Below are 22,362 nucleotides of genomic sequence, written 5' to 3' on the forward strand. Positions count from 1 at the left end.
GAACCTCCCGCTGGTCTGACCGGTCGAACGGCGGGGCGTGGCCCCCGTCGGGGGTGCTACTCCAGGGGCTTGCAAATCGGCATCGCTTGCGGTCTAATTCCCGATAATGAAAACCGTATTCATTGTCGAGTAGTGGCCGATGCTGCCAGTCTTTATGGCCGCACCGCCCGAGGTGCACGCGACGCTGCTCGGCAGTGGCCCCGGACCTGGGCCGCTGCTGGCGGCGGCCGGGGCCTGGTCGGCGCTGAGTGCGGAGTACGCCGAGGTGGCCGACGCCCTGGTGGCGACTTTGGCAGCGGTGCAGGGCGCGGCCTGGTCCGGGCCCAGTGCCGAGCATTACGTGACAGCGCACGTGCCGTACCTGAACTGGCTGATCCAAGCCGGTGCCGACAATGCCGCGACCGCCGCCGGCCACGAGACCGCGGCAGCCGCCTACGTCACCGCATTGGCCACCATGCCCACCCTGGCCGAGCTGGCCACCAACCACGCAACGCACGGGGTACTGGTGGCAACCAACTTCTTCGGGATCAACACGATCCCGATTGCACTCAACGAAGCCGACTATGCACGGATGTGGGTGCAGGCGGCCACCACCATGGCGACCTACCAAACCGTGTCGGACGCGGCGGTGGCGTCGACGCCCCGGGTAATGCCGCCACCGCGAATCGCCAATGCCGCCGAGGCGCACGACGGCGACCACGATCACGATCACGAGGACGGGGACGAGCACGACGATCACGATCACGGTGACCCGACCTGGCTGGACTACCTCGTCGCCGACGTACTGCGACTGCTCACCAACGGCCGCATCGACTGGGATCCCCTGGAGAACGCGCTGAACGGCGTCCCCATGCACGACTACACCGATGCCTCGGCGCCCATGTGGTGGGCGGTCCGGTCGCTGGAGGCCTTCCAGCAGTCCCAGACCTTCATCCAGCAACTGTTCACCGATCCGTCGGGGGCATTGGAGTTCGCCGCCGAGCTCGTCCTCTTCGACTGGCCGACACACCTCGCGCAGGCGATCGCGGCGATCGGCAATTCTCCGGCGCTGCTGGGGGCCGCAACGACCGGTGCCATCGCCGGCCTGGGCGCGCTCACCGGCGTCGCCGGGCTCTCCGGTGTCGAAGCGTTGGCGCCGGCGACGGCAACGGCAGCCGCCCCGACGATCGTTCCGCCCGCTGCCGCAGCGGCGATGCCGGCGGCCATGCCGGCGGCCGTAGCGACGGCACCCGCTCCGGTCGCGGCGTCGGCCGCGCCAGCGACACCTGCCACGGCTGCCCCGGCCGGCCCGGTTTCCACCGTTGCGCCGCCCTCGCCGCCCGCCCCCGGGCCCGGCGGCGTCGGCTTTCCGTATGCGGTGGGCGGCGGCCCGGGTGTCGGATTCGGGTCGGGGCGCAGCGCTCGCGCGAGCGCCCCGGCCACGGCGACCGAGCCCGATGCCGCGGCGCTGGCGGCTGCGGGGCAGGCACGAGCGCAAGCGCGCACGCGGCGTCGCCGCCGTGCCGTTCGGCGCAACCACGCCGATGAGTTCGCGGATGTGACCGTCGGGATCGACGCGGAGCCGCTCAGGCGGTCGGAGCCCGAGTTGGTCACCGTGGCCGGGGTATCGGCCAACGGCGCCGGACGGCAGGGCTTCACCGGGACGCTGTCCTGCGAATCGGTCGCCAGCCCCGCCGGATTGACGGTGCTGGCCGCCGACGAATTCGGTGCCGGCTCGGCGGAGCCGATGCTGCCCGGCTCCTGGGATTCCGTATGCGGTGGGCGCGCGTAGGGTTGTCGGATGCGTAGCGAAGGTGACAGCTGGGACATCACCACCAGTGTCGGATCGACGGCACTGTTCGTGGCCACCGCGCGGGCGCTGGAGGCGCAGAAGCCCGACCCGCTGGCCGTCGATCCGTACGCGGAGCTGTTCTGCCGGGCCGTCGGCGGTTCCTGGGCCGACGTGCTCGACGGTAAAGCTCCCGGCCACGAGCTGATCAGCGAGGACTTCGGCCGGCACTTCGTGGACTTCCAGGGTGCCCGGACCCGCTATTTCGACGCCTACTTCCAGCGTGCGGCCGCAGCCGGTGTGCGCCAGGTGGTCATCCTGGCGGCCGGACTGGACTCGCGGGCCTACCGACTGGCCTGGCCGGACGGGACCACGGTCTTCGAGTTGGATCAGCCGCGGGTCCTGGACTTCAAGCGGCGAGTGCTCGGCGAACACGGCGTGCAGCCGCGGGCCGAGCGCCGCGAGATCGCCGTCGACCTGCGCGAAGACTGGCCACAGGCACTGCGGGAAGACGGCTTCGATCCGGGGCTGCCGTCGGCGTGGATTGCCGAGGGGCTGTTGATATACCTTCCGGCCGCTGCGCAGGAGCAGCTGTTCACCGGGATCGACTCGCTGGCCGGACCGGGCAGCCGTGTCGGCATCGAGGACGCCGCGCCGCTGCCCCGGGACGACTACGAGACCAGGCTCGAAGAGGAGCGTGCGGCGCCCGACGGCGACCAGCTGCCGTTCTTTCAGTTGGTCTACAACGAGCAGTGCGCCCCGGCCACCGAATGGTTCGGCCGGCGCGGCTGGAATGCGGTGGGCACTCCGCTCAACGACTACCTGGTTGAAGTCGGCCGTCCCACGCCCGGCCCGGATTCCGAGGCGGCGCCGATGTTCGCCCGCAACACGTTGGTGAGCGCCATGAAACCCTAGGGGTCCCGGGCTTTCGCCCGGATCGAGGTCTTTTCGATGAAAATCGCGTTCGGCAAGGGGCGGTCGCCGGCCGGAGCCGGCTGCGCCGGGCGGCGGCGACATGGAGGCTAACATTGCAGCTATGTCCGACGATGCGGTCAAGACAGGCCTCTTTCAACCGAATCCGCGGGACCATGGCCCGCTCGACACCCAACTTAGGGAATGCTAACTTCGTAGGGTTTACTACAGGTGAAGGTCGACAGTGACAATTCTGATTTCAGGAGATGGCGGGGGCGTGGATAGCGGCGAGGCAGGCATGGTGGTGACCCAGCCCCCGACGGCGCGCGCGGCACGGGCGGCACGGGCGGGCGGCAAGGTGGACGCGGACGTGGTGAGCAGGTTCGCCACCTGCTGCCGTGCTCTGGGAATCCCGATCTACCAGCGCCAACGCCCCGCGGACCTGAGCGCGGCCCGCTCCGGCTTCGCCGCCCTCACCCGGGTCGCCCACGATCAGTGTGACGCCTGGACCGGCCTGGCCGCTTCCGGCGAGACCTCCAGGAACGTGCTGGAACAGGTTTCGCGGACCGCGGCCACCGCCGGGGTGCTGCAGCGGCAGGTGGAGCTGACCCCCGGGGCCCTCGGATTCCGCTACGACAGCGGTCTGTACCTGCAATTGCGGGCCGGCACCCCGGACGACTTCCACCTGGCCTACGCCGCGGCACTGGCAGCCGACGGGCAATTCGCCGAGGCCGACGGGATCGTCAGCCGGATCGCCGAACGCCACCCGAAATCCCGTGCGGCCCGCTGGATCTCCGTCGTCGTCAACTACCGTGCCCAGCGCTGGTCGGACGTGGTGAAGCTACTGACCCCTATCGTCAACGATCCCGAACTGGACGAGGCGTTCGCGCACGCGGCAAAGATCACCCTGGGCATCGCGTTGGCCCGGCTGGGCATGTTCGCTCCCGCGCTGTCCTACCTCGAGGAGCCCGAGGGGCCCATCGCGGTGGCGGCGATCGACGGGGCGCTGGCCAAGGCCCTGGCGCTGCGCGCCCACGTGGACGAGGAAGCGGCCAGCGAGGTGTTGCACGACCTCTACGCCGCCAATCCGGAGAACGAGGAGATCGAGGAGGCGCTGTCGGATCCCAGTTTCGGGATCGTCACCACCACAGCCGCACGCATCGATGCCCGGACCGACCCGTGGGACCACGAAACCGAGCCCAGCGACGCCGACTTCGTCGACCCCGGCGCCCGGGAACGCAAGGCCGCGCTGCTGGCCGAGGCCGAGGTTGCGCTCAACGAGTTCATCGGTCTGGACGAGGTCAAGAACCAGGTCTCCCGGCTCAAGAGTTCGGTCGCCATGGCGCTGCTGCGCCAGCAGCGCGGGCTGACCGTCGCCCAGCGCACCCACCACCTGGTGTTCGCCGGCCCGCCGGGACCCGGAAAGACCACCATCGCCCGCGTTGTCGCCAAGATCTACTGCGGGCTGGGCCTGCTGAAGCGGGAAAACATCCGGGAGGTGCATCGCGCCGACCTGATCGGCCAGCACATCGGCGAGACCGAGGCCAAGACGAACGCGATCATCGACAGCGCCCTCGACGGCGTGCTGTTCCTCGACGAGGCCTATGCGTTGGTGGCGACCGGAGCCAAGAACGACTTCGGGCTGGTGGCCATCGACACGCTGCTGGCCCGCATGGAGAACGACCGCGACCGGCTGGTCGTCATCATCGCCGGCTACCGGGCGGACCTCGACAAGTTCCTCGACACCAACGAGGGGCTGCGGTCGCGGTTCACCCGCAGCATCGACTTCCCCTCCTACCAGGCCTCCGAGCTGGTGGAGATCGCGAACCTGATGGCCCAGCAACGCGACAGTGTATTCGAGCCGACGGCGCTGGGCGACATGCAGCAGCTCTTCACCCACCTGGCCACTACGTCGTCGCCGGACGCGAACGGGATCGACCGCCGTTGTCTGGACATCGCCGGCAACGGCCGGTTCGTCCGCAACATCGTCGAGCGATCCGAAGAGGAGCGCGAATTCCGGCTTGACCATTCCGAACAGGCAGGTTCGGGTGAATTCACCGATGAGGACCTGATGACGATCACCGCGGGAGACGTCGGTAACACGGTGACGCCGCTGCTGCGCGGCCTCGGGCTGTCGGTGCCGGCATGAGCAGGGGCGACTCCGACGGCGAATGGGCCGGCGACCGGCGCTCCTTCGCTTCGCGAACCCCGGCCAACGAGAACCCCGACAGGGTGCAGTACCGGCGCGGTTTCGTCACCCGCCACCAGGTGAGCGGCTGGCGGTTCGTCATGCGCCGCATTGCCTCCGGTATCGCCCTGCACGACACCAGGATGCTCGTGGACCCGCTGCGGTCCCAGTCGCGCGCGGTGCTGATGGGAGTGCTGCTGGCGATCACCGGATTGCTGGGCTGCTTCGTTTTTTCGCTGATCCGCCCCAACGGGCAGGCCGACAACAACGCGGTGCTGGCCGACCGGTCCACCGCGGCGTTGTATGTGCGGGTCGGCGAGCAGCTGCACCCGGTGCTCAACCTCACCTCGGCCCGGCTGATCGCCGGCCAGCCGGTGAGCCCCAAAACCGTGAAAAGCACTGAGCTGGACCGTTTTCCACGCGGCAACCTGGTCGGGATCCCGGGTGCGCCCGAACGCATGGTGCAAAGCACCGCCCGCGACGCGGACTGGACGGTGTGCGACTCGGTTTCCGGGAAGGCCGGTCACGGCGCGCACAGCACGGGCGTCACCGTCATCGCCGGATCACCCGACAGCGACGGCGCTCGCGCCGCGGCGATCGGCTCCACCGAGGCGATCCTGGTCTCGGCGGCCGGTGCGGGAGCGGACGGCACCTGGCTGCTGTGGGACGGCAAGCGCAGCCGGATCCATCTGGCCGACCACGCCGTCACCAATGCGCTGGGCCTGGGAACCGAGGTGCCCGCCCCGCGGCCGATGGCCCCGGGACTGTTCAACGCGGTCGCCGAATCACCGCCGCTGACGGCCCCGCCCATCCCCGGAGCGGGCGACCCGGCGGCCTATGCGGTTCCCGCGCCGATCGGCAGTGTCGTAGTGGCCTACACACTGGACACCGCCGGCACCGACCAGTTCTACGCCGTGCTGCCCGACGGCCTGCAGCCCATCTCACCGGTGCTGGCCGCGATCCTGCGCAACACTGACTCCCACGGCCTGCGACAGCCGCCGCGGCTGGGCGCCGACGAGATCGCCAGACTTCCGGTGTCGCGGATGCTCGATACCACCCGCTACCCCGCCCAGCCGGTGACGTTGGTGGACCAGGCCGAGAACCCGGTTGCCTGCGCGCACTGGAGTAAACCGTCCGGAGCCGCCACCGCGGCGACGAGCCTGCTCGCGGGTTCGGCCCTGCCGGTGGCCGAGGGGGTGCACACCGTCGAACTGGTGAGCGGCCAGGCCGCGGTGGCGCTGACCCCGGGCACCGGATACTTCACCCAGACGGTCGGAGGCGGCGCGGCGGCACCGGCCACCGGGGCGTTGTTCTGGATATCGGACACCGGGGTGCGCTACGGCATCGACATCGAATCCGATGGCCGGCCCGGGCCCGACGGTCGCGCCAAAACTGTTGAGGCGCTTGGTCTGCAGTCGCCGCCGCTGGCCGTTCCGTGGTCGATCCTGTCCTTGTTCGCGGCCGGTCCGACGTTGTCGCGCGGCGATGCGCTGCTCGCGCACGACGGCCTGCCGCCCGACAACAGGCCGAGCCACCCGGTATCGGCCGAAGGGGAGCCCAGATGAGCAGGCTGATCTTCGAGGCGCGGCGGCGGCTGACACCGCCGGCCGTCCGCAAGGGCACCATCACCATCGAGGCGCCCCCGGAACTACCCCGGGTGATTCCGCCCTCGCTGTTCCGCCGGGCGATGCCGTACCTGATCGGAATCCTGATCGTCGGCATGATCGTCGCGCTGTTCGCCACCGGTATGCGGGTCATCTCCCCGCAGACGCTGTTCTTCCCGTTCGTGCTGCTGCTGGCGGCCACCGCGCTCTACCGAGGCGACAGCAACAAGATGCGCACCGAGGAGGTCGACGCCGAGCGGGCCGACTACCTGCGATATCTGTCGGTGGTACGGGACAACATCCGCACTCAGGCCGCCGAGCAGCGGGCGGCGGCCCAGTGGTCGCATCCCGAGCCGGCAGCGCTGGCAGCGGTGCCTGGATCCCGTCGCCAGTGGGAACGCGACCCTGCCGACTCCGACTTCCTGGTGCTGCGCGCCGGCCGCCACAGCGCGCCGCTGATCACCGCGCTGCGGGTCAATGACACCGCCGATGAGATCGACCTGGAGCCGGTGTCGCACAGCGCATTGCGCAGCCTGCTGGACACCCAGCGCACCGTAGTGGACATGCCGCTGGGGATCGACGTGGGCAAAGTTTCGCGGATAACCGTCGTCGGGGAGCCCGACGAGGTCCGGCAGGCGGTCCGGGCATGGATCGCCCAGGCGGTGACCTGGCATGACCCGACGGTGCTGGGCGTAGCGCTGGCCGCCCGCGATCTGGAGGGGGCGGACTGGGGATGGCTCAAGTGGCTGCCGCACGCCGACATTCCCGGTGAGGTGGACGGGGTGGGCCCGGCCCGCTGCCTGACCACTGATGCCGACGACCTGGCCGAGTTGCTCGGTCCCGAACTCGAAGACCGTCCGGCGTTCACCGGCACCTCGGTGGGCACCCTGCGGCACCTGTTGATCGTGGTGGACGACCCCGACTACGACCCGGCCTCCTCGACCCTGGCGATGGCACGGGCGGGCGTGACCGTGCTGCACATCTCGGCGACACCGCCGAATCGGGAGCAGTACTCCGACCCGGAGAGGCCGATCCTGCGGATCGCCGGTGGCGCCATCGCGCGGTGGCAGACCGGCGGCTGGCAGCCTTACGTCGATGCCGCCGACGGGTTCGGCGCCGAGGAAGCCCGCCACCTGGCGCGCAGGCTGTCGTGCTGGGACTCCAACCCGATGAACACCGGGTTGCGCACGGCCGGCACCCGCGGCGTCAACTTCGCCACGTTGCTCGGGATTGCCGACGCGGCCCACTTGGACGTTCCGGCGTTGTGGGCGCCGCGGCGCCGCGAGGACGAGTTGCGGGTGCCGATAGGTGTCACCGCGACCGGTGAGCCGTTGATGTTCGACCTCAAGGACGAGGCCGAGGGCGGCATGGGGCCGCACGGCCTGATGATCGGCATGACCGGTTCCGGGAAGTCCCAGACCCTGATGTCGATCCTGTTGGCGCTGTTGACGACTCACTCCGCCGACCGGCTGATCGTGATCTACGCCGACTTCAAGGGTGAGGCGGGTGCGGACAGTTTCCGCGACTTCCCGCAGGTCGTCGCGGTGATCTCGAACATGGCCGAGAAGAAGTCGCTGGCCGACCGGTTCGCCGACACCCTGCGCGGTGAGGTGGCCCGGCGCGAGGTGCTGCTGCGCGAAGCCGGCCGCAGACTTCAGGGCAGTGCGTTCAACTCGGTGACCGAGTACGAGTCCGCCCGCGAGCGGGAAGGCGCCGGGACCGACCTGCCGCCCATTCCAACACTTTTCGTGGTGGCCGATGAGTTCACGCTGATGCTGGCCGACCATCCGGAATACGCCGAGCTGTTCGACTACGTCGCCCGCAAGGGGCGGTCGTTCCGCATCCATATCCTGTTCGCCTCGCAGACCCTGGATGTGGGCAAGATCAAGGACATCGACAAGAACACCTCCTACCGGATCGGCCTGAAGGTGGCCAGCCCCAGCGTGTCCCGCCAGATCATCGGGGTGGAGGACGCCTATCACATCGAATCCGGCAAAGAACACAAGGGCATCGGCTTCCTGGTGCCCGCGCCGGGTGCGGCGCCGATCAAGTTCCGATCGACCTACGTCGACGGCATCTACGATCCCCCGCAGACCACCAAAACCGTGATAGTCCAGTCCGTTCCGGAACCGAAGCTGTTCACCGCCGGTGCGGTGGAGCCGGATCCGGGCACGGTGATCTCCGGAGGCGACGACGACGAACCGGACGGTCCGCCACGCAAGCTGATCGCCACCATCGGCGAGCAGCTGGGCGGCTACGGTCCGCGGGCACCGCGGCTTTGGCTGCCGCCGCTGGACGATCCCATCCCGTTGACCGCGGTGCTGGCCCGAGCCGGAATACCGCAGCGGGAATGGCGCTGGCCGCTGGGCGAGGTCGACAAGCCGTTCGAGATGCGACGTGACCCGCTGGTGTTCGACGCCACCTCCTCGGCCGGAAACATGGTCATCCACGGTGGGCCGAAATCCGGGAAGTCGACCGCCCTGCAGACCTTCGTGCTGTCGGCTGCCAGCCTGCATTCGCCGCACGACGTCACCTTCTACTGCCTGGACTACGGGGGCGGCCAGCTGCGTGCGCTGGAGGGCCTGGCGCATGTCGGCAGTGTCGCCTCGGCCCTGGAACCCGACCGTATCCGCCGCACCTTCGGCGAGCTGGAACAGCTGCTGTTGGCCCGTCAGCAGCGGGCAGCGTTCCGCGAGCGATCGGACGGGCAGGGCAGCGCCTCCGACGACGGATTCGGCGAGGTCTTCCTGGTCATCGACAATCTCTACGGCTTCAGCCGTGACAACACCGACCAGTTCAACACGCGAAACCCATTGCTGGCCAAAGTGACCGAATTGGTCAACAGTGGTCTGGCCTACGGCATCCACGTCGTGGTGACCACACCGAGCTGGCTGGAGGTGCCCCTGGCCATGCGCGACGGGCTGGGTTTGCGGCTCGAACTCAAGCTGCATGACTCCCGCGACAGCAACGTGCGGGTGACCGGCGCCCTGACGCGCCCGGCAGACGCGGTCCCGCACGACCAGCCGGGCCGCGGCCTGACCATGGCCGCCCAGCATTTCCTGTTCGCCCAGCCGGATCCGGGCCTGATACCGGCGATCAACGCGAACTTCCCGGGGCAGGCCGCACCGCCGGTGCGGCTGCTGCCCGCGGACCTCGCACCCGAAGCGGTCGGTGCGCTGTACCGGGGTCCGGAGCGGATCGTGATCGGCCAGCGTGAAGAAGACCTGGCCCCGGTCGTGCAGGACTTCGCGGCGAACCCGCTGATGATGGTGTTCGGCGACAGCAAATCCGGCAAGACGACGCTGCTGCGCTACCTCATCCGGACCGTCCGCGAGCATTCGACCGCCGACCAGGTCGCCTTCACCGTGCTGGACCGCCGGCTGCACCTGGTCGACGAGCCGTTGTTCCCCGACAACGAGTACACGGCCAATATCGACCGGATCACCCCGGCGATGATCGGGCTGGCCAACCTCATCGAGGCCCGGCGCCCGCCCGCGGGCCTGTCGGCAGCCGAGCTGTCGCGCTGGACCTATCAGGGCCACACCCACTACCTGATCATCGACGACGCCGACCAGATTCCGGACACGGCGGCGACCAGCGGTCCGTACCTGGGGCAGCGGCCCTGGACGCCGCTGATCGGCCTGCTCGGCCAGGCCGCGGAACTGGGCCTGCGGGTGATCGTCACCGGCCGGGCCTCGGGATCCTCGCACGCTTTGATGACCAACCCGCTGCTGCGCAGGTTCAACGACTTGCAGGCGACCACGTTGATGCTGGCCGGCAACCCGCAGGACAGCGGGAAGATCCGGGGTCAGCGTTTCCGCCGGTTGCCCGCCGGCCGCGGCATTCTGCTGACCGACAGCGACGCCCCCACCTACCTGCAGTTGATCAACCCCATGGTCGGTGAGGGTGCGATATTGGGTGATACGCAGGAGAAGGGAAGTCAGGCATGACGTTGCGCGTGGTACCCGAAGGGCTGGCCGCGGCCAGCGCCGCGGTGGAGGCGCTGACCGCGCGCCTGGCGGCTGCTCAGGCCGGCGCCGCCCCGCTGATCGGCGCGGTCGTCCCGCCGGCCGCCGATCCGGTGTCGCTGGAGACCGCCGCCGGGTTCAGTGCGCTCGGCCAGGAGCACACGGTGGTCGCGGCCGAGGGTGTCGAGGAACTGGGCCGGGCCGGTATCGGCGTTGGGACAGCCGGTGTGAACTACGCCGCCAGCGATGCCGCGGCCGCCGCGACCTACGGGGCGACGGGAGGCTGACCACGGCGAGATGGCGATCGGTAACAGATTTCCCATTCGGAACGGAAACAGGTGAGAAAGGAAAATCATGAGTTTGCTGGATGCTCATATTCCGCAGTTGGTGTCGTCGCAGGCGGCGTTCAGCGCCAAGGCGGCGCTGATGCGGCACACGATCGGGCAGGCTGAGACGGCAGCAATGTCGGCTCAGGCGTTCCACCAGGGCGAATCCTCGGCTGCCTTCCAGGCCGCCCACGCCCGCTTCGTCGAGGTGGCGGCCAGGGTCAACACCCTGCTGGACGTCGCGCAGGCGAACCTGGGCGACGCCGCGGGCACCTATGTCGCCGCGGACGCCGCAGCCGCATCGACCTACACCGGTTTCTGAGCCGGTACCAAAACCCACTAGCGACTCGAGAGGATTTGTCATGGGGCAGATCATGTACAACTACCCGGCGATGCTGGCGCACGCCGGCGACATGTCGGGGTATGCCGGCACCATGCAGGGGCTGGGCGCCGACATCAGCGCGGAACAGGCGGCGCTGTCCGGCGCCTGGCAGGGCGACACCGGGATGACCTACCAGACCTGGCAGGTGCACTGGAACCAGGCCATGGCAGACCTGGTGCGCGCCTACCAGTCGATGGCCAGCACGCACGAGGCCAACACCATGGCGATGATGGCCCGTGACCAGGCCGAAGCCGCCAAGTGGGGCGCATAGCCCTCCGCTGGACCCGTCGATGCCCGCACAGCACAACGCCGTCGAACTGACCGTCGAGCAGGCCTGGTTCATCGCCGAAACCGTCGGCGCGGGGAGCTTTCCGTGGGTGCTCGCGATCACCACGCCGTATCGCGATGCCGCGGAACGATCCGCGTTCTTCGCCCGCCAGCAGGCCGATCTGGCCCGGATGGGAATCGTGACTCCCACCGGCGCCGTCGACCAGACGGTGGCCGACTGGATCAAACTGGTGTGCTTCCCCGACCGCTGGCTCGATCTGCGCTATCTGGGACCCACTCGGCCCGGCGGCACGGCCGGGGACGCGGCCGCGATGTTGCGCGGCATCGTCGCTCAGGGTACGGGCTCGACGGGACCCGACGCCCCCAACCGGACGGTGGTCGCCCTGCGCAGCGCCCAGCTGGTCACGTTCACCGAGATGGACATCGACGACCCGAGGGCCCTGGTCCCGGTGCTCGCCGCGGGGCTCGGGCAGCGCCCGCCGGCCCGCTTCGAGGAGTTCAGCATGCCGATGCGGGTCGGTGCCCGCGCCGACGAACGGCTGCGGTCGGGCGAAGCGCTCTCGGAGATTCTGGACTATCTGGGTATCCCGGCCTCGGCGCGGCCGGTGGTGGAATCGGTCTTCACCGGACCCCGCAGCTACGTCGAGGTGGTCGCGGGCAGCAATCGGGACGGCCGGCATGCCACCACCGAGGTCGGCCTGAGCCTGGTCGACACCACTGCGGGCCGGGTGCTGATCAGCCCGGTGCGGGCATTCGACGGCGAATGGGTGTCGACGTTCGCCCCCGCGACCCCGTTCGCGACGGCGGTCGCGATCGAACAACTGACTTCCCAGCTGCCCGGCGGGCAGTGGTTCCCGGGCCGGCGCCTGTCCCGGGACTTCTGCGCGCAGAGTTCCTGACCGGCCCCGGCCCCCGGCCCCCGACCCCCGGGCGCCGAAAACCGAAGACCCCGACCGAACACCCACCCGACAACGCACATCACGGAGCAGAGAGAGAGCACGATGTTTCAGCAACGGCGGCAGCGCCGCACCACGGCCCCCGCGGAGATCCGGTGATGTCCGGGACTGTGATGCCGATAGTCCGGGTCGCGGTTCTCGCCGACAGCCGCATGACCGAGATGGCCCTGCCCGCCGAGTTGCCGCTGCGCGAAATCCTGCCCGTGGTGCAGCGGCTGGTCGTCCCGGCCGGCGCCGACGGTGAGAACGGAGAAGCCGGTGCGGCCCCTCGCCTGAGCCTGGCGCCCATCGGCGGCGCACCGTTCAGCCTGGATGCCAGCCTCAATACCGTCGGCGTGGTCGACGGCGACCTGCTCGCGTTGCAGCCGGTGCCCGCCGGCCCCGCCGCCCCGGGCGTGGTCGAGGACATCGCCGACGCGGCCATGATCTTCTCGACCTCGCGCCGGAATCCCTGGGGCGCGGGACATATCCAACGCGGGGCGCTGGTCGCCGCGATCCTGGTGACCCTGCTGGCAACCGGGTTGTGGGTCACCTACCGGGTGACGACCGGCGCGTTGTCCGGCCTGGTCGCGGTCAGCGCGCTGGCCGCGCTCGTTGCGATCACCGGCCTGCTGTCCACGGTTCGCTCGCCGCGCGTCGGGATCGCACTGTCGGTCACCGCACTCGTGCCGATCGCCGCCGCACTGACGCTGGCGGTGCCGGGCAGCTTCGGGGCCGAACAGATCCTGCTGGCCGCCTCGGGGGTGGCCGCGTGGTCGCTGGTCGCCCTCATCGTCCCGAGTTCCGAACGAGAGTGGGCCGCCTCGTTTTTCACGGCGACGGCCGTTGTCGGGTTCGTTGTCGCGTTGGCGGCCGGCGCCGAATCGATCTGGCAGCTACCGGTGCTCACCATCGGCTGCGGGCTGATCGTCGCCGCGCTGCTGGTCACCGTCCAGGCCGCCCAGCTTTCGGCGCTGTGGGCACGCTTCCCGCTGCCGGTCATCCCGGCGCCGGGAGACCCGACACCGGCACCACCGTCGCGGGCGGTGCTCGAAGACCTGCCGCGCCGGGTGCGCATCGGCGACGAGTACCAGAAAGGGTTCATCGCCGCTGCCGTACTGCTCAGCGTGCTCGGGTCGGTGGCCATTGCGCTGCGGCCGGAAACAGTGAGTGTGGCGGGGTGGTACGTGGTTGCCGCGACCTCGGCGGCAGCCGCCCTGCGGGCGCGGGTGTGGGATTCGGCCGCGTGCAAGGCGTGGCTGCTCGGCCAGCCTTTCCTGGCGGCCGGGGTGCTGCTGGTGCTCTACACCTCCACCGGCCGGTATACCGCCGCGTTGGCAGCGCTGCTGGTGCTGCACGTGCTGGTGCTGGCATGGGTGGTGGTGGCATTGAACCCGGCCATCGCATCCGCCGAGACGTACTCGCTGCCGCTGCGCCGGCTCCTGGGGTTCGTCGCGGGCGGTCTGGACGTCTCCCTGATCCCGGTGATGGCGTTCCTGGTCGGTCTGTTCACCTGGGTGCTGAATCGATGATTCGTGCCGGATCGGCCTGCCTCGCAGCGACTCTGGTCTTGTCCCAGATGGCGCTGCAGGGGGCGGCCACGCCGGCGGCGGCTGTCGAACCGCCGGTGGTGGACATCGGCGCGGTGCCTCCCGGCGGTGCCGCGGGGCCGGTGGCGGCGATGGAGCAGCGCGGCGAATGCAGCGTTTCCGGGGTCATCCCGGGCACCGACCCGGGTGCTCCCACTGCCAGCCAAAACATGCTCGACCTGCCTGCAGCATGGCAGTTTTCCCGCGGCGAAGGCCAACTGGTGGCCATCATCGACACCGGAGTGCGCCCCGGGCCGCGGCTGGACAACGTCGATGCCGGCGGCGACTTCCTGGAGGCCGGTGACGGGCTGACCGACTGCGACGGACACGGCACCCTGGTTGCCGGGATCGTCGCCGGCCAACCCGGGGACGACGGTTTCTCCGGCGTCGCACCCGCGGCCCGACTGCTGGCGATCCGGGTCACCTCCGCCAAGTTCTCCCCGCGGACCCCCGACGGCGATCCCGCGGTGGCCCGCGCGGTCGTCGATATCGAGGCGCTGGCCCGGGCCATCGTGCTCGCGGCCGACCAAGGCGCCGGCGTCATAAACATCTCCGCGATCACGTGCCTGCCCGCCGATCGACCGGTCGACCAGACGGCGTTGGGGGCCGCGATCAGGTACGCGGCGGTGGATAAGGACGCGGTGATCGTGGCCGCCGCCGGGAACAGCGGATCCACCGGCTCGGCTGCGGGCGGAACGTCGTGCGACTCCAATCCGCTGACCGATCTGAGCCGGCCGGATGATCCGCGCAACTGGGCCGGTGTCACCTCGGTCTCGATCCCGTCCTGGTGGCAGCCCTATGTGCTGTCGGTCGGCTCGGTGGCGTCCGATGGGCAGCCGTCGGGGTACAGCATGGCCGGTCCGTGGGTGGGTCTGGCGGCACCCGGTGAGAACGTCGTGTCGATAACCAACGGCGACGGCGGCGGTCTGGCCAACGGGTTGCCGGACGGGCACGGGCACCTGGCCCCGCTCAGCGGCACCAGCTACGCCACCGGCTACGTCTCCGGTGTCGCGGCGCTGGTCCGGGCCAAGTATCCCGGCCTGCGGGCGACCGAGGTCCTCCGGCGCATCACCGCAACCGCGTCGAACGGTCCGCGGGATCCGTCCAACCTGGTCGGCGCCGGCACCCTGGACGCGGTGGCGGCTCTGACCTGGGAGCTGCCCGCCGATGGTGGGCGCGCGAATCCGGCCCCATCGGTGAAACCCGTCGCGCTGCCGCCGCCCGCGGCGCCCGAGGACACCACGCCACGCACCGTCGCGCTGGCGGGCATCGCCGGCCTGATCCTGTTCGTCATCGTCACCGCGGCGGCGGTGGCGACCTCGCGCCGCCGGAAGGAGCCCACCTCGTGAGCCAGAATCAGGAATCGCCGCCGGGTGGTATGCCGAGTCCTGGCGTCGGCCGGATCACGCTGGCCCTGCTGGCCGTGGTACCCGCGGCGATGGGCTACCCGTGGCAGTCCACCAGGTCCCAGTGGGTGCTCGGGGTAGCCGTCCTCGTGGTGATCGGGCTCTTCGGCTGGCGGCGGGGGCTGTACTTCACCACGATGGTCCGGCGGCGGCTGGCAATGGGGGTGCGCGGCGGCCGGCCCGTCCCCGAACCCCGCGCCGATGACCGGACGACCGCCCTGCTGCGGATCGGGCCGGGGCCGTCGGACTCCGAAGCGTTGCCGTTGCCGCTGATCGCCGGCTATCTGGACCGCTACGGAATCCGTGCCGATACCGTCCGGATCACCAACCGCAACGATGCCTCGGGCGGCCGGCAGACCTGGGTCGGACTGACCGTCTGCGCCGTCGACAATCTGGCGGCGCTGCGGGCCCGGTCCGCGCGGATCCCCCTGGCGGAAACGGCGGAGGCGGCGGCTCGCCGGCTCGCCGACCAGCTGTCCGAGCTCGGGTGGGACGCTGCCGCGGCAGCACCGGGAGACGTTCCGGAACTACTGGCCGTCGGCCCCTCGGACTCGGCCCGCGAAACCTGGCGCGCGGTGCGGTTGGGCGACTCGGAATGCCTGGCGGCATATCGGATTGCCGTCGATTCGGGTCTGTCCGGGGCGCTGGAAGGCGTGTGGTCGGTGCCGGTCGACGAGACCTGGACGGCACTGGAGATCGGGTGGGGCGATGCGGGGGAGCCCTATACGGTTGCCGCCGCCTGCGCGTTCCACGGCCAATCGGCCCCGGATGCCTTCGATGTTGCGGCGCCGGCCCCGGGCCTGACACCGGAATACGGCAACCAGCGCCGGGCATTGTCGGCGCTGGATCCGCTGTCCTCGCAGCGGCTCGGCAGGCACACCGACGCACCTGCGGACCTACTGGCGACGCTGGCCTGGCCGACTCCGGTCGCGGGGGCTCACCGCGCGGCCGAGGAGGCCGTCACCTAGGTGCCCGGGGCGGCAACGCTGTGGGCGGGGCGGAGTAGTTGAGTTCATCCTGCGCTCAGGGCGCTGATCGTCGGCGTGTCGTCGCCGTGAGCGCAGGCTCAACGGGCCTCGGTATAGGTCGCGGCCATTCGGGACCGGTTCAGGTGTTCGTCAACATGAACTGGTTGAGGAACGGCGTCATCCGGCGCAGGTAGTCCAGCTGGCTCACGTGCAACACGTGGCTGCCGGGAAACCAGTGCAGCGCGCAGCGGTCCCAGTGTTCCCACAGCGCCACCGCGTGCTCCGGCGGCGCCATCCGGTCGCCCAGGCCGGTGATGATCATCCGGCGATCCTTGGAGATCAGCGGGCGGTAGTTCAGTGGGCTGTGGAAGGCCAGTCCGTCCAGCCAGCCCTCGCGGTCGAAGCGGGCCAGTCGCATCCCGAGCTTGACCACGGTGCTGACCGGGAACCAACTCTCGAACAGATCCCCCGGAGTGACGACGGGGCAGTTGGGGATGACGGCTTCGAGTCGATCGTCGACGGAGGCCACCAGCGCCGAGGTGTAACCGCCCAGGGACAACCCGGTGAGCGCGATCCGCTCCACACCGGTGCCGTGCAGGTAGTCGATGACCGAGCGGAAGTCGTGCACCGCTTGGGCCATCGCTTCGGCGAAGCCGCTCATGCCATGAGCGAAGAAGCCGTAGCCGCTGAACGGCGACCATTTTTCGGCGCGCCTGCCGTGGAACGGCAGCGTGTACAGCAAGACGTCGTAGCCGGACCGGAAATACCAGGGCAGTGAGAAGAAAGCCCCGTTGAACAGGTACGACGATCCCATGAAGCCGTGGATCACACACAGCGTCGGCCGCGGCCCGTCGTCGTGCCGCCAATGTTGGGCGTGCACAACGTTATTGCTGGTCAGTGTGCTCCAGTCGGTGCGCAGGGCGGGGTTGACCGCACGGAAGCTACTGGGGAACGAGATGTTGTCGATCTGGGCCAACGAGACCTGCTGGATCCTGCTGGCCTGCCGCGAGATCCTTCCCGGCGGCTCGGACGGCGCCGGAAACGACAGGGCGGGGTCGTGCTCGGCGGCGAGTTCGGCGTAGAACCGCATGTTCGCTCGTTCGTTCCGGGAGTCGGACTTGCGCAGATTGTTACGGAGGACGATCGGCGCCACCGTGGCTGCGAGCACCGACGACACCGACGTGCGCAGGGCGAGGTCACTGATTGCCGATGCTTCGACCAGCATGCGCTGGCGGGGGGACAGAGCCGACAGTGGGGGCAGCCCGCCTATTCCGGCGTCGGCGCCGGGCACCTCGGGAATCGGCAGCAGCGGGTGAATCGGATCAACGTCGGCGGATACGGCATTGTTCTCGGCCATCGTGCCGATGGTAGTCCCCTCGGGCTTGGGGGGAACCGCGGTGTATACGCCATGGCGGCAGATTTGGCGGGAAACGGGGCCCGACCCGGCCCGCCGGGTGCGATTCCGGGCCGGTCGCGTAATACGGTTTGATCAAGACAGCTGGATGAGACAACAGTGACGGCGTCGTGCAGGAGGATCAAGCCAAGCCATGTGGGATCCCGACGTCTACCTGACCTTTGCCGATCACCGCGGCCGCCCGTTCTACGACTTGCTGTCGCGGGTCGGTGCGGACCGGGCACGCCGGGTGGTCGACCTGGGTTGCGGGCCGGGTCATCTGACGCACTACTTGGCGCAACGCTGGCCTGACGCGGTGATCGAGGCGATTGATTCTTCGCCGGAGATGGTTGCTGCGGCTCGCGCACGTGGAATCGGCGCCACCACTGTCGATGTGCGTGACTGGAGTCCTGCGCCGGACACCGATGTGGTGGTGAGCAACGCGGCGCTGCACTGGGTGCCCGAGCACTGCGACCTGATGGTCAAGTGGGTGGGCGAACTGTCGCAGGGATCGTGGCTCGCCGTTCAGGTTCCGGGTAACTTCGAAGCCCCCTCGTACGCGGCGGTACGGGCGTTGGCGCGGCGTGAATCGTATGCGAAGGCGATGCGCGACATACCGTTCCGGGTGGGTGCGGCGGTGCAGCCGCCGGCGTACTACGCCGATCTTCTGATGGCCGCCGGCTGCCGGGTCGATGCGTGGGAAACCACCTACCTGCACCAGTTGACCGGGGAGCATCCGGTGCTGGAATGGATCACCGGAACGGCGTTGGTGCCGGTCCGTGACCGCCTTGACGATCAGGCCTGGGAAGAGTTCCGACGAGAGCTCATTCCGTTGCTCGCCGACGCGTATCCGGCCAGACCGGACGGTACGACGATGTTCCCGTTCCGCCGCGTGTTCATCGTCGCGCAGGTCGGTGCCCGCGGGTAGCCGGCTGGCCGGGGCGATCGGCTCGTAGACCCGGCGCCGATGCTGTCGCTGGTATTGATGTAGTCCATGACCGGTTCACGCTTCGCCTTCCCGCGTTCGCCGCGGATCTGGCCCGTCGTCGCGGCGCTCGTGCTCTATGGAGCCCTGTGGGTCGGGTACCGCCAGGACTGGGGATGGTTGCACACCTTCGACTGGTCGTTGTTGGACGCCGCCCATGACGTCGGTGTCGAGCACCCCGGGTGGGTCACCTTCTGGGCCGCGGTGTCGTTTGCGCTGGGTCCGATACCGCTGCGGCTACTCGGAATGCTGGTGGCCGTGATTGCGCTGATGCGGCGCGATAAGCGGATGGCATTGCTGCTGTTGGCGTGTGCACCGCTCAACGGCTACGTGACGACGCTGGCCAAGGGTCTGGCGGATCGTCCCCGGCCGGCCAGCGCGTTGGTTTTCGCCCCGCAGACATCGTTTCCGTCCGGCCATGCGCTGGAGGCGATCGCCACCGTGCTCGCCCTGCTGGCCTTTCTGCTGCCGATGCTCGACAGCCGTGTGTGGCGGACCGTCGCTGTAGCGACCGGGCTGCTGGCGGTGGTCCTGGTCGGTATCTCGCGGGTTGCGCTCAATGTGCATAATCCCTCCGACGTCATCGCCGGCTGGGCGCTGGGCTATGCGTATTTCGCGGTCTGCGTGTGGATCCTGCGGCCCATGCCGGCCGGTGTTGGCCGCCGCAGGGTTACGACGGCGTGACGGAAACGGCCCACAACCTTGACTTGACCCTCGGGTGCGGTGAACGTGACGATGAAACCATGCGCCGACCGATAGCCTTGCTGCGCGCGCTGTGTTCCATGGCGGTGACCGCGCTGGTCGCAGTGCTGATCGCCACGGGTGCGGCGCCGGGGGCCCGGGCGGCGGGAAACCCGTGGTTTGTGAATATGGTCGGCAACGCGACGCAGGTGGTTTCGGTGGTCTCGACCGGCGGATCGACCGCGAACATGGACATCTATCAGCGCACCGTTGCGGGCTGGCAAGTGCTGAAGGTCGGAATCCCCACCCACGTGGGTTCCGCGGGCATGGCCCCGCAGGCCAAGAGCGGCTACCCCGCCACCCCGATGGGCGTCTACAGCTTGGACTCCGCGTTCGGCACCGCACCGAACCCCGGTGGCGGATTGCCCTATACCCAAGTGGGGCCGAATCACTGGTGGAGCGGCGACGACGACAGCCCCACCTTCAACTCCATGCAGGTGTGCCGGCAGGCCCAGTGCCCGTTCAGCACCGCGGCGAGTGAGAACCTGGAGATCCCGCAGTACAAGCACGCGGTCGTGATGGGCGTCAACAAGGCCAAGGTTCCCGGTGGCGGTGCCGCATTCTTCTTTCACACCACCGACGGCGGTCCGACCGCCGGGTGTGTGGCCATCGACGATGCCACGCTGGTGTCGATCATCCAGTGGCTGCGCCCCGGAGCGGTGATCGCGATCGCCAAATAGCGCCGTCAGGCCATCGCCCTGCCGGGTTTCAGCTGGAAGCCAAGGTCTTTGACCGACATGGTCGCTTCGTAGGTCCGGTCGTACCCGGTGGCGCTGATCCTCCAGCCGTCGGCGGTTCTGCGGTAGCGATCGCGGTAGAACGCCGCGCCGATCAGCATGAACTTGAACTCGTCGACGATGACGCGGTCCTGCAGATACCAGGTTCCGGTCGCGGTATCGCCGGTCACGTCGATGACCGGATGGGTTACCCGGTGCTCGGTGATAACCCCGGAGCCCAGTGCTTCGCGCAGGTAGCCGACCAGGTCTGCGCGGTTGTCGAAATGCAGTTCCTTGCCGACCGACGACCCGTAGTCGCCCTTGACGTCCTCGGTGAGTGTGTCGGCGAAGTCGTCCCAATGCTTGGTGTCCATCGCGCGCAGGTAGCGGTATTTGACCCGCTTGATGGCTTCGACATCCGCTGCGGGGTCGGCGATCAGGGCTTGCGTATCGTCACGGCTCATCTGCTCATTGCAGCACACCGGGTCGGCCGCACCCCGGGCTGGCCGGGATGTCAATAGTGTCGATGATCCCGTTTCGATGACGACACCGCACCGAGCAGATACCAATAGGCATGAGGACCAGTCGTTTTCGGCACACGCACGGCTATGGTTGACGCGCTGACCACCGAATCCTATCGACGAAGGTAACCGTTTTATGTACGACCCGCTGGGGCTGTCGATCGGGACCATGAACATGGTTGCCGCGGTTGACGGGAGTCCTCCGGTTATCCGTCGCTCCGTGCTCACCCTGTATCCACATTGCGCCCCGAAACTCGGTTTGTCCGACGAGGTTTCACATCCGGACGAGCCGGGCATCGCGATGACCGACTTCGTGGACCGTATCGGCGAGTCGGTCACGCTGATGTCCGAGGAGGGCTCGGCCCACGATCCAGATCTGCTCGCCGTCGAGGCGCTGGATGCGATGGTCACCGCCGCCGGAGCCGATTCGAGCTGCTGTGAGATCGCCATTGCGGTTCCCGCACACTGGAATCCGAATACGGTACAGGCGTTGAGGAACGCGTTGCGGACCCATATCGGATTCGTCCGGAGCGGTACAGCGCCACTGCTGGTCCCGGATGCCGTAGCCGCATTGACCGCGGTCAAGGCTCAGGCGGAGCTACCGTCGGCGGGCGTCGTCGCCTTGCTCGATTTCGGCAGTTCCGCAACGAATGTCACGTTGCTGTCGGCCGACGGTGCTCGAGACCCGGTCAGCGCCACGATGCGTTACGAGGACTTCTCCGGTGACCGGCTCGACCACGCGCTGTTGCTGCACGTGAGCGACGTTCTTCGCCGCGAAGATGCCGGCTTGGCGGGTGTCACCGACTTGGGCCGCGTCGAGGGACTGCGGGCGCTGTGCCGTACGGCCAAAGAGCGGCTGTCTGTGGACCGGGTCACCGAACTCACCGGTGAATTGGCAGGTTCGGCGGCGCGCGTGCGGCTCACCCGCGAGGAATTCGACGAGCTGATCCGGGGCGAGTTGATCGGCTTCATCGCTGCGTTCGACGACATGCTGGCCCGCAACAACTTCCGTGCCTCCGGCCTTGCCGGGTTGGTCGCCGTCGGCGGCGGAGCCGGCATTCCTCTGGTGGCCCAACACCTCACGGAGCACACGGAGCTTCCGGTCTTTACCGCCGCGCGTCCGGACTGCGCCGCGGCGGAAGGCGCATTGCTGCTGGCCAAACGTGGTGATGTGGCCGAACTTCGGACATCGACGTCGATCAACATGGCGGCCATGACCGTCCCTGTAGCCAGCCCGATCGACCTGCCCCCCGTCGACGCGATGGCTATCGGCCCGCATCTGCAGGAGGAGCCGGCGGACCGCGAATTGGCTTGGTCCCGAACAGAATCCCCCGAACTGCTGACCCGGTGCGAAGAGGATTCCTACCACGATGAGGCGCCGTGTTTTTCCATGGCGATCAACATGATCGACCCGCCGAAGGAAACACCGTGGACACGCTTGCGGGTTTCGCAAGTGCTCATCGGCCTCTGCGCCGCGGTGGCCATGACGGCACTGGGCGGGGTGGCTATCACATTGACCGCGATCGAACAGCGTCAGGCGCCCCGGCATACCCCCGCCGTTCCCAGTGTGGCCCCCCCACCCGCTTCGGCGAGGCCCCCGCTGGCCACTCCGGCCCCGGAGGGTCCGGCGGGGCCCGATCCCGCGCCGCCGGCCACCGAGCCGGTAAAGGTC

The 22,362-nt window shown here is 69.0% G+C and carries 18 protein-coding genes; 16 read left to right on the plus strand and 2 right to left on the minus strand.

Features of this window, described 5'->3' with window-relative positions:
- Nucleotides 1-139: 139 nt before the first annotated feature.
- The 12 genes from ACK5M9_RS06105 to eccE all read left to right on the plus strand — a co-directional run bounded on the left by ACK5M9_RS06105 (nt 140) and on the right by eccE (nt 16,334).
- Nucleotides 140-1,771 (plus strand): PPE family protein, encoded by a 1,632-nt coding sequence (locus ACK5M9_RS06105; RefSeq protein WP_416892283.1) that lies wholly within the window; start codon nt 140-142, stop codon nt 1,769-1,771.
- A 9-nt stretch (nt 1,772-1,780) separates the two neighbouring features.
- Nucleotides 1,781-2,683: a class I SAM-dependent methyltransferase gene (locus ACK5M9_RS06110; protein WP_416892284.1), complete on the plus strand. Its 903-nt coding sequence runs from the start codon at nt 1,781-1,783 to the stop codon at nt 2,681-2,683.
- 295 nt (nt 2,684-2,978) lie between these two features.
- Nucleotides 2,979-4,829, plus strand: a complete 1,851-nt coding sequence (eccA, locus tag ACK5M9_RS06115; RefSeq protein WP_416892304.1) for a type VII secretion AAA-ATPase EccA — start codon at nt 2,979-2,981, stop codon at nt 4,827-4,829.
- Nucleotides 4,826-6,433, plus strand: a complete 1,608-nt coding sequence (eccB, locus tag ACK5M9_RS06120; protein ID WP_416892285.1) for a type VII secretion protein EccB — start codon at nt 4,826-4,828, stop codon at nt 6,431-6,433. Before eccA ends, eccB begins: the two co-directional genes overlap by 4 nt.
- Nucleotides 6,430-10,422: a type VII secretion protein EccCa gene (gene eccCa / locus ACK5M9_RS06125; protein ID WP_416892286.1), complete on the plus strand. Its 3,993-nt coding sequence runs from the start codon at nt 6,430-6,432 to the stop codon at nt 10,420-10,422. The genes eccB and eccCa overlap by 4 nt, the downstream gene beginning before the upstream one ends.
- A complete protein-coding gene (locus ACK5M9_RS06130; protein ID WP_416892287.1) occupies nt 10,419-10,727 on the plus strand; it encodes a PE family protein in 309 nt (102 codons plus the stop codon). The genes eccCa and ACK5M9_RS06130 overlap by 4 nt, the downstream gene beginning before the upstream one ends.
- Before the next feature lie 67 nt (nt 10,728-10,794).
- Nucleotides 10,795-11,088, plus strand: coding sequence for a type VII secretion system protein EsxG (gene esxG / locus ACK5M9_RS06135; protein ID WP_416892288.1), 294 nt, complete (start codon nt 10,795-10,797; stop codon nt 11,086-11,088).
- A 40-nt stretch (nt 11,089-11,128) separates the two neighbouring features.
- Entirely contained in the window at nt 11,129-11,419 is a 291-nt protein-coding gene (locus ACK5M9_RS06140) for a WXG100 family type VII secretion target (RefSeq protein WP_416892289.1), read from the plus strand.
- 19 nt (nt 11,420-11,438) lie between these two features.
- Nucleotides 11,439-12,335 (plus strand): ESX secretion-associated protein EspG, encoded by an 897-nt coding sequence (locus ACK5M9_RS06145; RefSeq protein WP_416892290.1) that lies wholly within the window; start codon nt 11,439-11,441, stop codon nt 12,333-12,335.
- Nucleotides 12,336-12,490: 155 nt separating this feature from the next.
- Nucleotides 12,491-13,903 carry a type VII secretion integral membrane protein EccD gene (eccD, locus tag ACK5M9_RS06150; protein WP_416892291.1) on the plus strand — a complete coding sequence of 471 codons (1,413 nt, stop codon included), beginning with the start codon at nt 12,491-12,493 and terminating at the stop codon, nt 13,901-13,903.
- On the plus strand, nt 13,900-15,309 hold the full coding sequence (gene mycP, locus ACK5M9_RS06155; protein WP_416892292.1) for a type VII secretion-associated serine protease mycosin: 1,410 nt from the start codon (nt 13,900-13,902) through the stop codon (nt 15,307-15,309). Before eccD ends, mycP begins: the two co-directional genes overlap by 4 nt.
- A gap of 29 nt (nt 15,310-15,338) precedes the next feature.
- A complete protein-coding gene (gene eccE, locus ACK5M9_RS06160; protein ID WP_416892305.1) occupies nt 15,339-16,334 on the plus strand; it encodes a type VII secretion protein EccE in 996 nt (331 codons plus the stop codon).
- Between the two features lie 139 nt (nt 16,335-16,473).
- On the opposite strand, the gene ACK5M9_RS06165 is transcribed toward eccE, so the two are convergent.
- Entirely contained in the window at nt 16,474-17,691 is a 1,218-nt protein-coding gene (locus ACK5M9_RS06165; protein WP_416892293.1) for an alpha/beta hydrolase family protein, read from the minus strand.
- 190 nt (nt 17,692-17,881) lie between these two features.
- Between ACK5M9_RS06165 and ACK5M9_RS06170 the strand changes: the two genes are divergently transcribed.
- From ACK5M9_RS06170 to ACK5M9_RS06180, 3 genes are all read left to right on the plus strand, one after another.
- Nucleotides 17,882-18,655, plus strand: coding sequence for a trans-aconitate 2-methyltransferase (locus ACK5M9_RS06170; protein ID WP_416892294.1), 774 nt, complete (start codon nt 17,882-17,884; stop codon nt 18,653-18,655).
- A gap of 66 nt (nt 18,656-18,721) precedes the next feature.
- Nucleotides 18,722-19,396: a phosphatase PAP2 family protein gene (locus ACK5M9_RS06175; RefSeq protein WP_416892295.1), complete on the plus strand. Its 675-nt coding sequence runs from the start codon at nt 18,722-18,724 to the stop codon at nt 19,394-19,396.
- A 59-nt stretch (nt 19,397-19,455) separates the two neighbouring features.
- On the plus strand, nt 19,456-20,133 hold the full coding sequence (locus ACK5M9_RS06180; protein WP_416892296.1) for a L,D-transpeptidase family protein: 678 nt from the start codon (nt 19,456-19,458) through the stop codon (nt 20,131-20,133).
- A 5-nt stretch (nt 20,134-20,138) separates the two neighbouring features.
- Here the strand turns inward: ACK5M9_RS06180 and ACK5M9_RS06185 are convergent, their stop codons facing one another.
- Nucleotides 20,139-20,633 carry a nuclear transport factor 2 family protein gene (locus tag ACK5M9_RS06185; protein WP_416892297.1) on the minus strand — a complete coding sequence of 165 codons (495 nt, stop codon included), beginning with the start codon at nt 20,631-20,633 and terminating at the stop codon, nt 20,139-20,141.
- A 193-nt stretch (nt 20,634-20,826) separates the two neighbouring features.
- On the opposite strand from ACK5M9_RS06185, the gene ACK5M9_RS06190 reads away from it, so the two are divergent.
- On the plus strand, nt 20,827-22,362 hold a 1,536-nt coding region (locus ACK5M9_RS06190; RefSeq protein ID WP_416892298.1), incomplete at its 3' end, for an Hsp70 family protein.

The organism is Mycobacterium sp. (assembly GCF_047975165.1).
GTDB lineage: Bacteria > Actinomycetota > Actinomycetes > Mycobacteriales > Mycobacteriaceae > Mycobacterium.

Excerpts from the sequence above, each read along its gene's own strand:
- esxG (WP_416892288.1), top strand. The coding sequence starts at position 10,795 with ATGAGTTTGCTGGATGCTCATATTCCGCAGTTGGTGTCGTCGCAGGCG.
- eccB (WP_416892285.1), top strand. The coding sequence starts at position 4,826 with ATGAGCAGGGGCGACTCCGACGGCGAATGGGCCGGCGACCGGCGCTCC.
- eccA (WP_416892304.1), top strand. The coding sequence starts at position 2,979 with ATGGTGGTGACCCAGCCCCCGACGGCGCGCGCGGCACGGGCGGCACGG.
- ACK5M9_RS06170 (WP_416892294.1), top strand. The coding sequence starts at position 17,882 with ATGTGGGATCCCGACGTCTACCTGACCTTTGCCGATCACCGCGGCCGC.
- ACK5M9_RS06140 (WP_416892289.1), top strand. The coding sequence starts at position 11,129 with ATGGGGCAGATCATGTACAACTACCCGGCGATGCTGGCGCACGCCGGC.
- ACK5M9_RS06185 (WP_416892297.1), bottom strand. The coding sequence starts at position 20,633 with ATGAGCCGTGACGATACGCAAGCCCTGATCGCCGACCCCGCAGCGGAT.
- ACK5M9_RS06165 (WP_416892293.1), bottom strand. The coding sequence starts at position 17,691 with ATGGCCGAGAACAATGCCGTATCCGCCGACGTTGATCCGATTCACCCG.
- eccE (WP_416892305.1), top strand. The coding sequence starts at position 15,339 with ATGCCGAGTCCTGGCGTCGGCCGGATCACGCTGGCCCTGCTGGCCGTG.
- ACK5M9_RS06110 (WP_416892284.1), top strand. The coding sequence starts at position 1,781 with ATGCGTAGCGAAGGTGACAGCTGGGACATCACCACCAGTGTCGGATCG.
- ACK5M9_RS06180 (WP_416892296.1), top strand. The coding sequence starts at position 19,456 with ATGCGCCGACCGATAGCCTTGCTGCGCGCGCTGTGTTCCATGGCGGTG.
- eccD (WP_416892291.1), top strand. The coding sequence starts at position 12,491 with ATGTCCGGGACTGTGATGCCGATAGTCCGGGTCGCGGTTCTCGCCGAC.
- ACK5M9_RS06105 (WP_416892283.1), top strand. The coding sequence starts at position 140 with ATGCTGCCAGTCTTTATGGCCGCACCGCCCGAGGTGCACGCGACGCTG.
- ACK5M9_RS06175 (WP_416892295.1), top strand. The coding sequence starts at position 18,722 with ATGACCGGTTCACGCTTCGCCTTCCCGCGTTCGCCGCGGATCTGGCCC.
- ACK5M9_RS06130 (WP_416892287.1), top strand. The coding sequence starts at position 10,419 with ATGACGTTGCGCGTGGTACCCGAAGGGCTGGCCGCGGCCAGCGCCGCG.
- mycP (WP_416892292.1), top strand. The coding sequence starts at position 13,900 with ATGATTCGTGCCGGATCGGCCTGCCTCGCAGCGACTCTGGTCTTGTCC.
- ACK5M9_RS06145 (WP_416892290.1), top strand. The coding sequence starts at position 11,439 with ATGCCCGCACAGCACAACGCCGTCGAACTGACCGTCGAGCAGGCCTGG.
- eccCa (WP_416892286.1), top strand. The coding sequence starts at position 6,430 with ATGAGCAGGCTGATCTTCGAGGCGCGGCGGCGGCTGACACCGCCGGCC.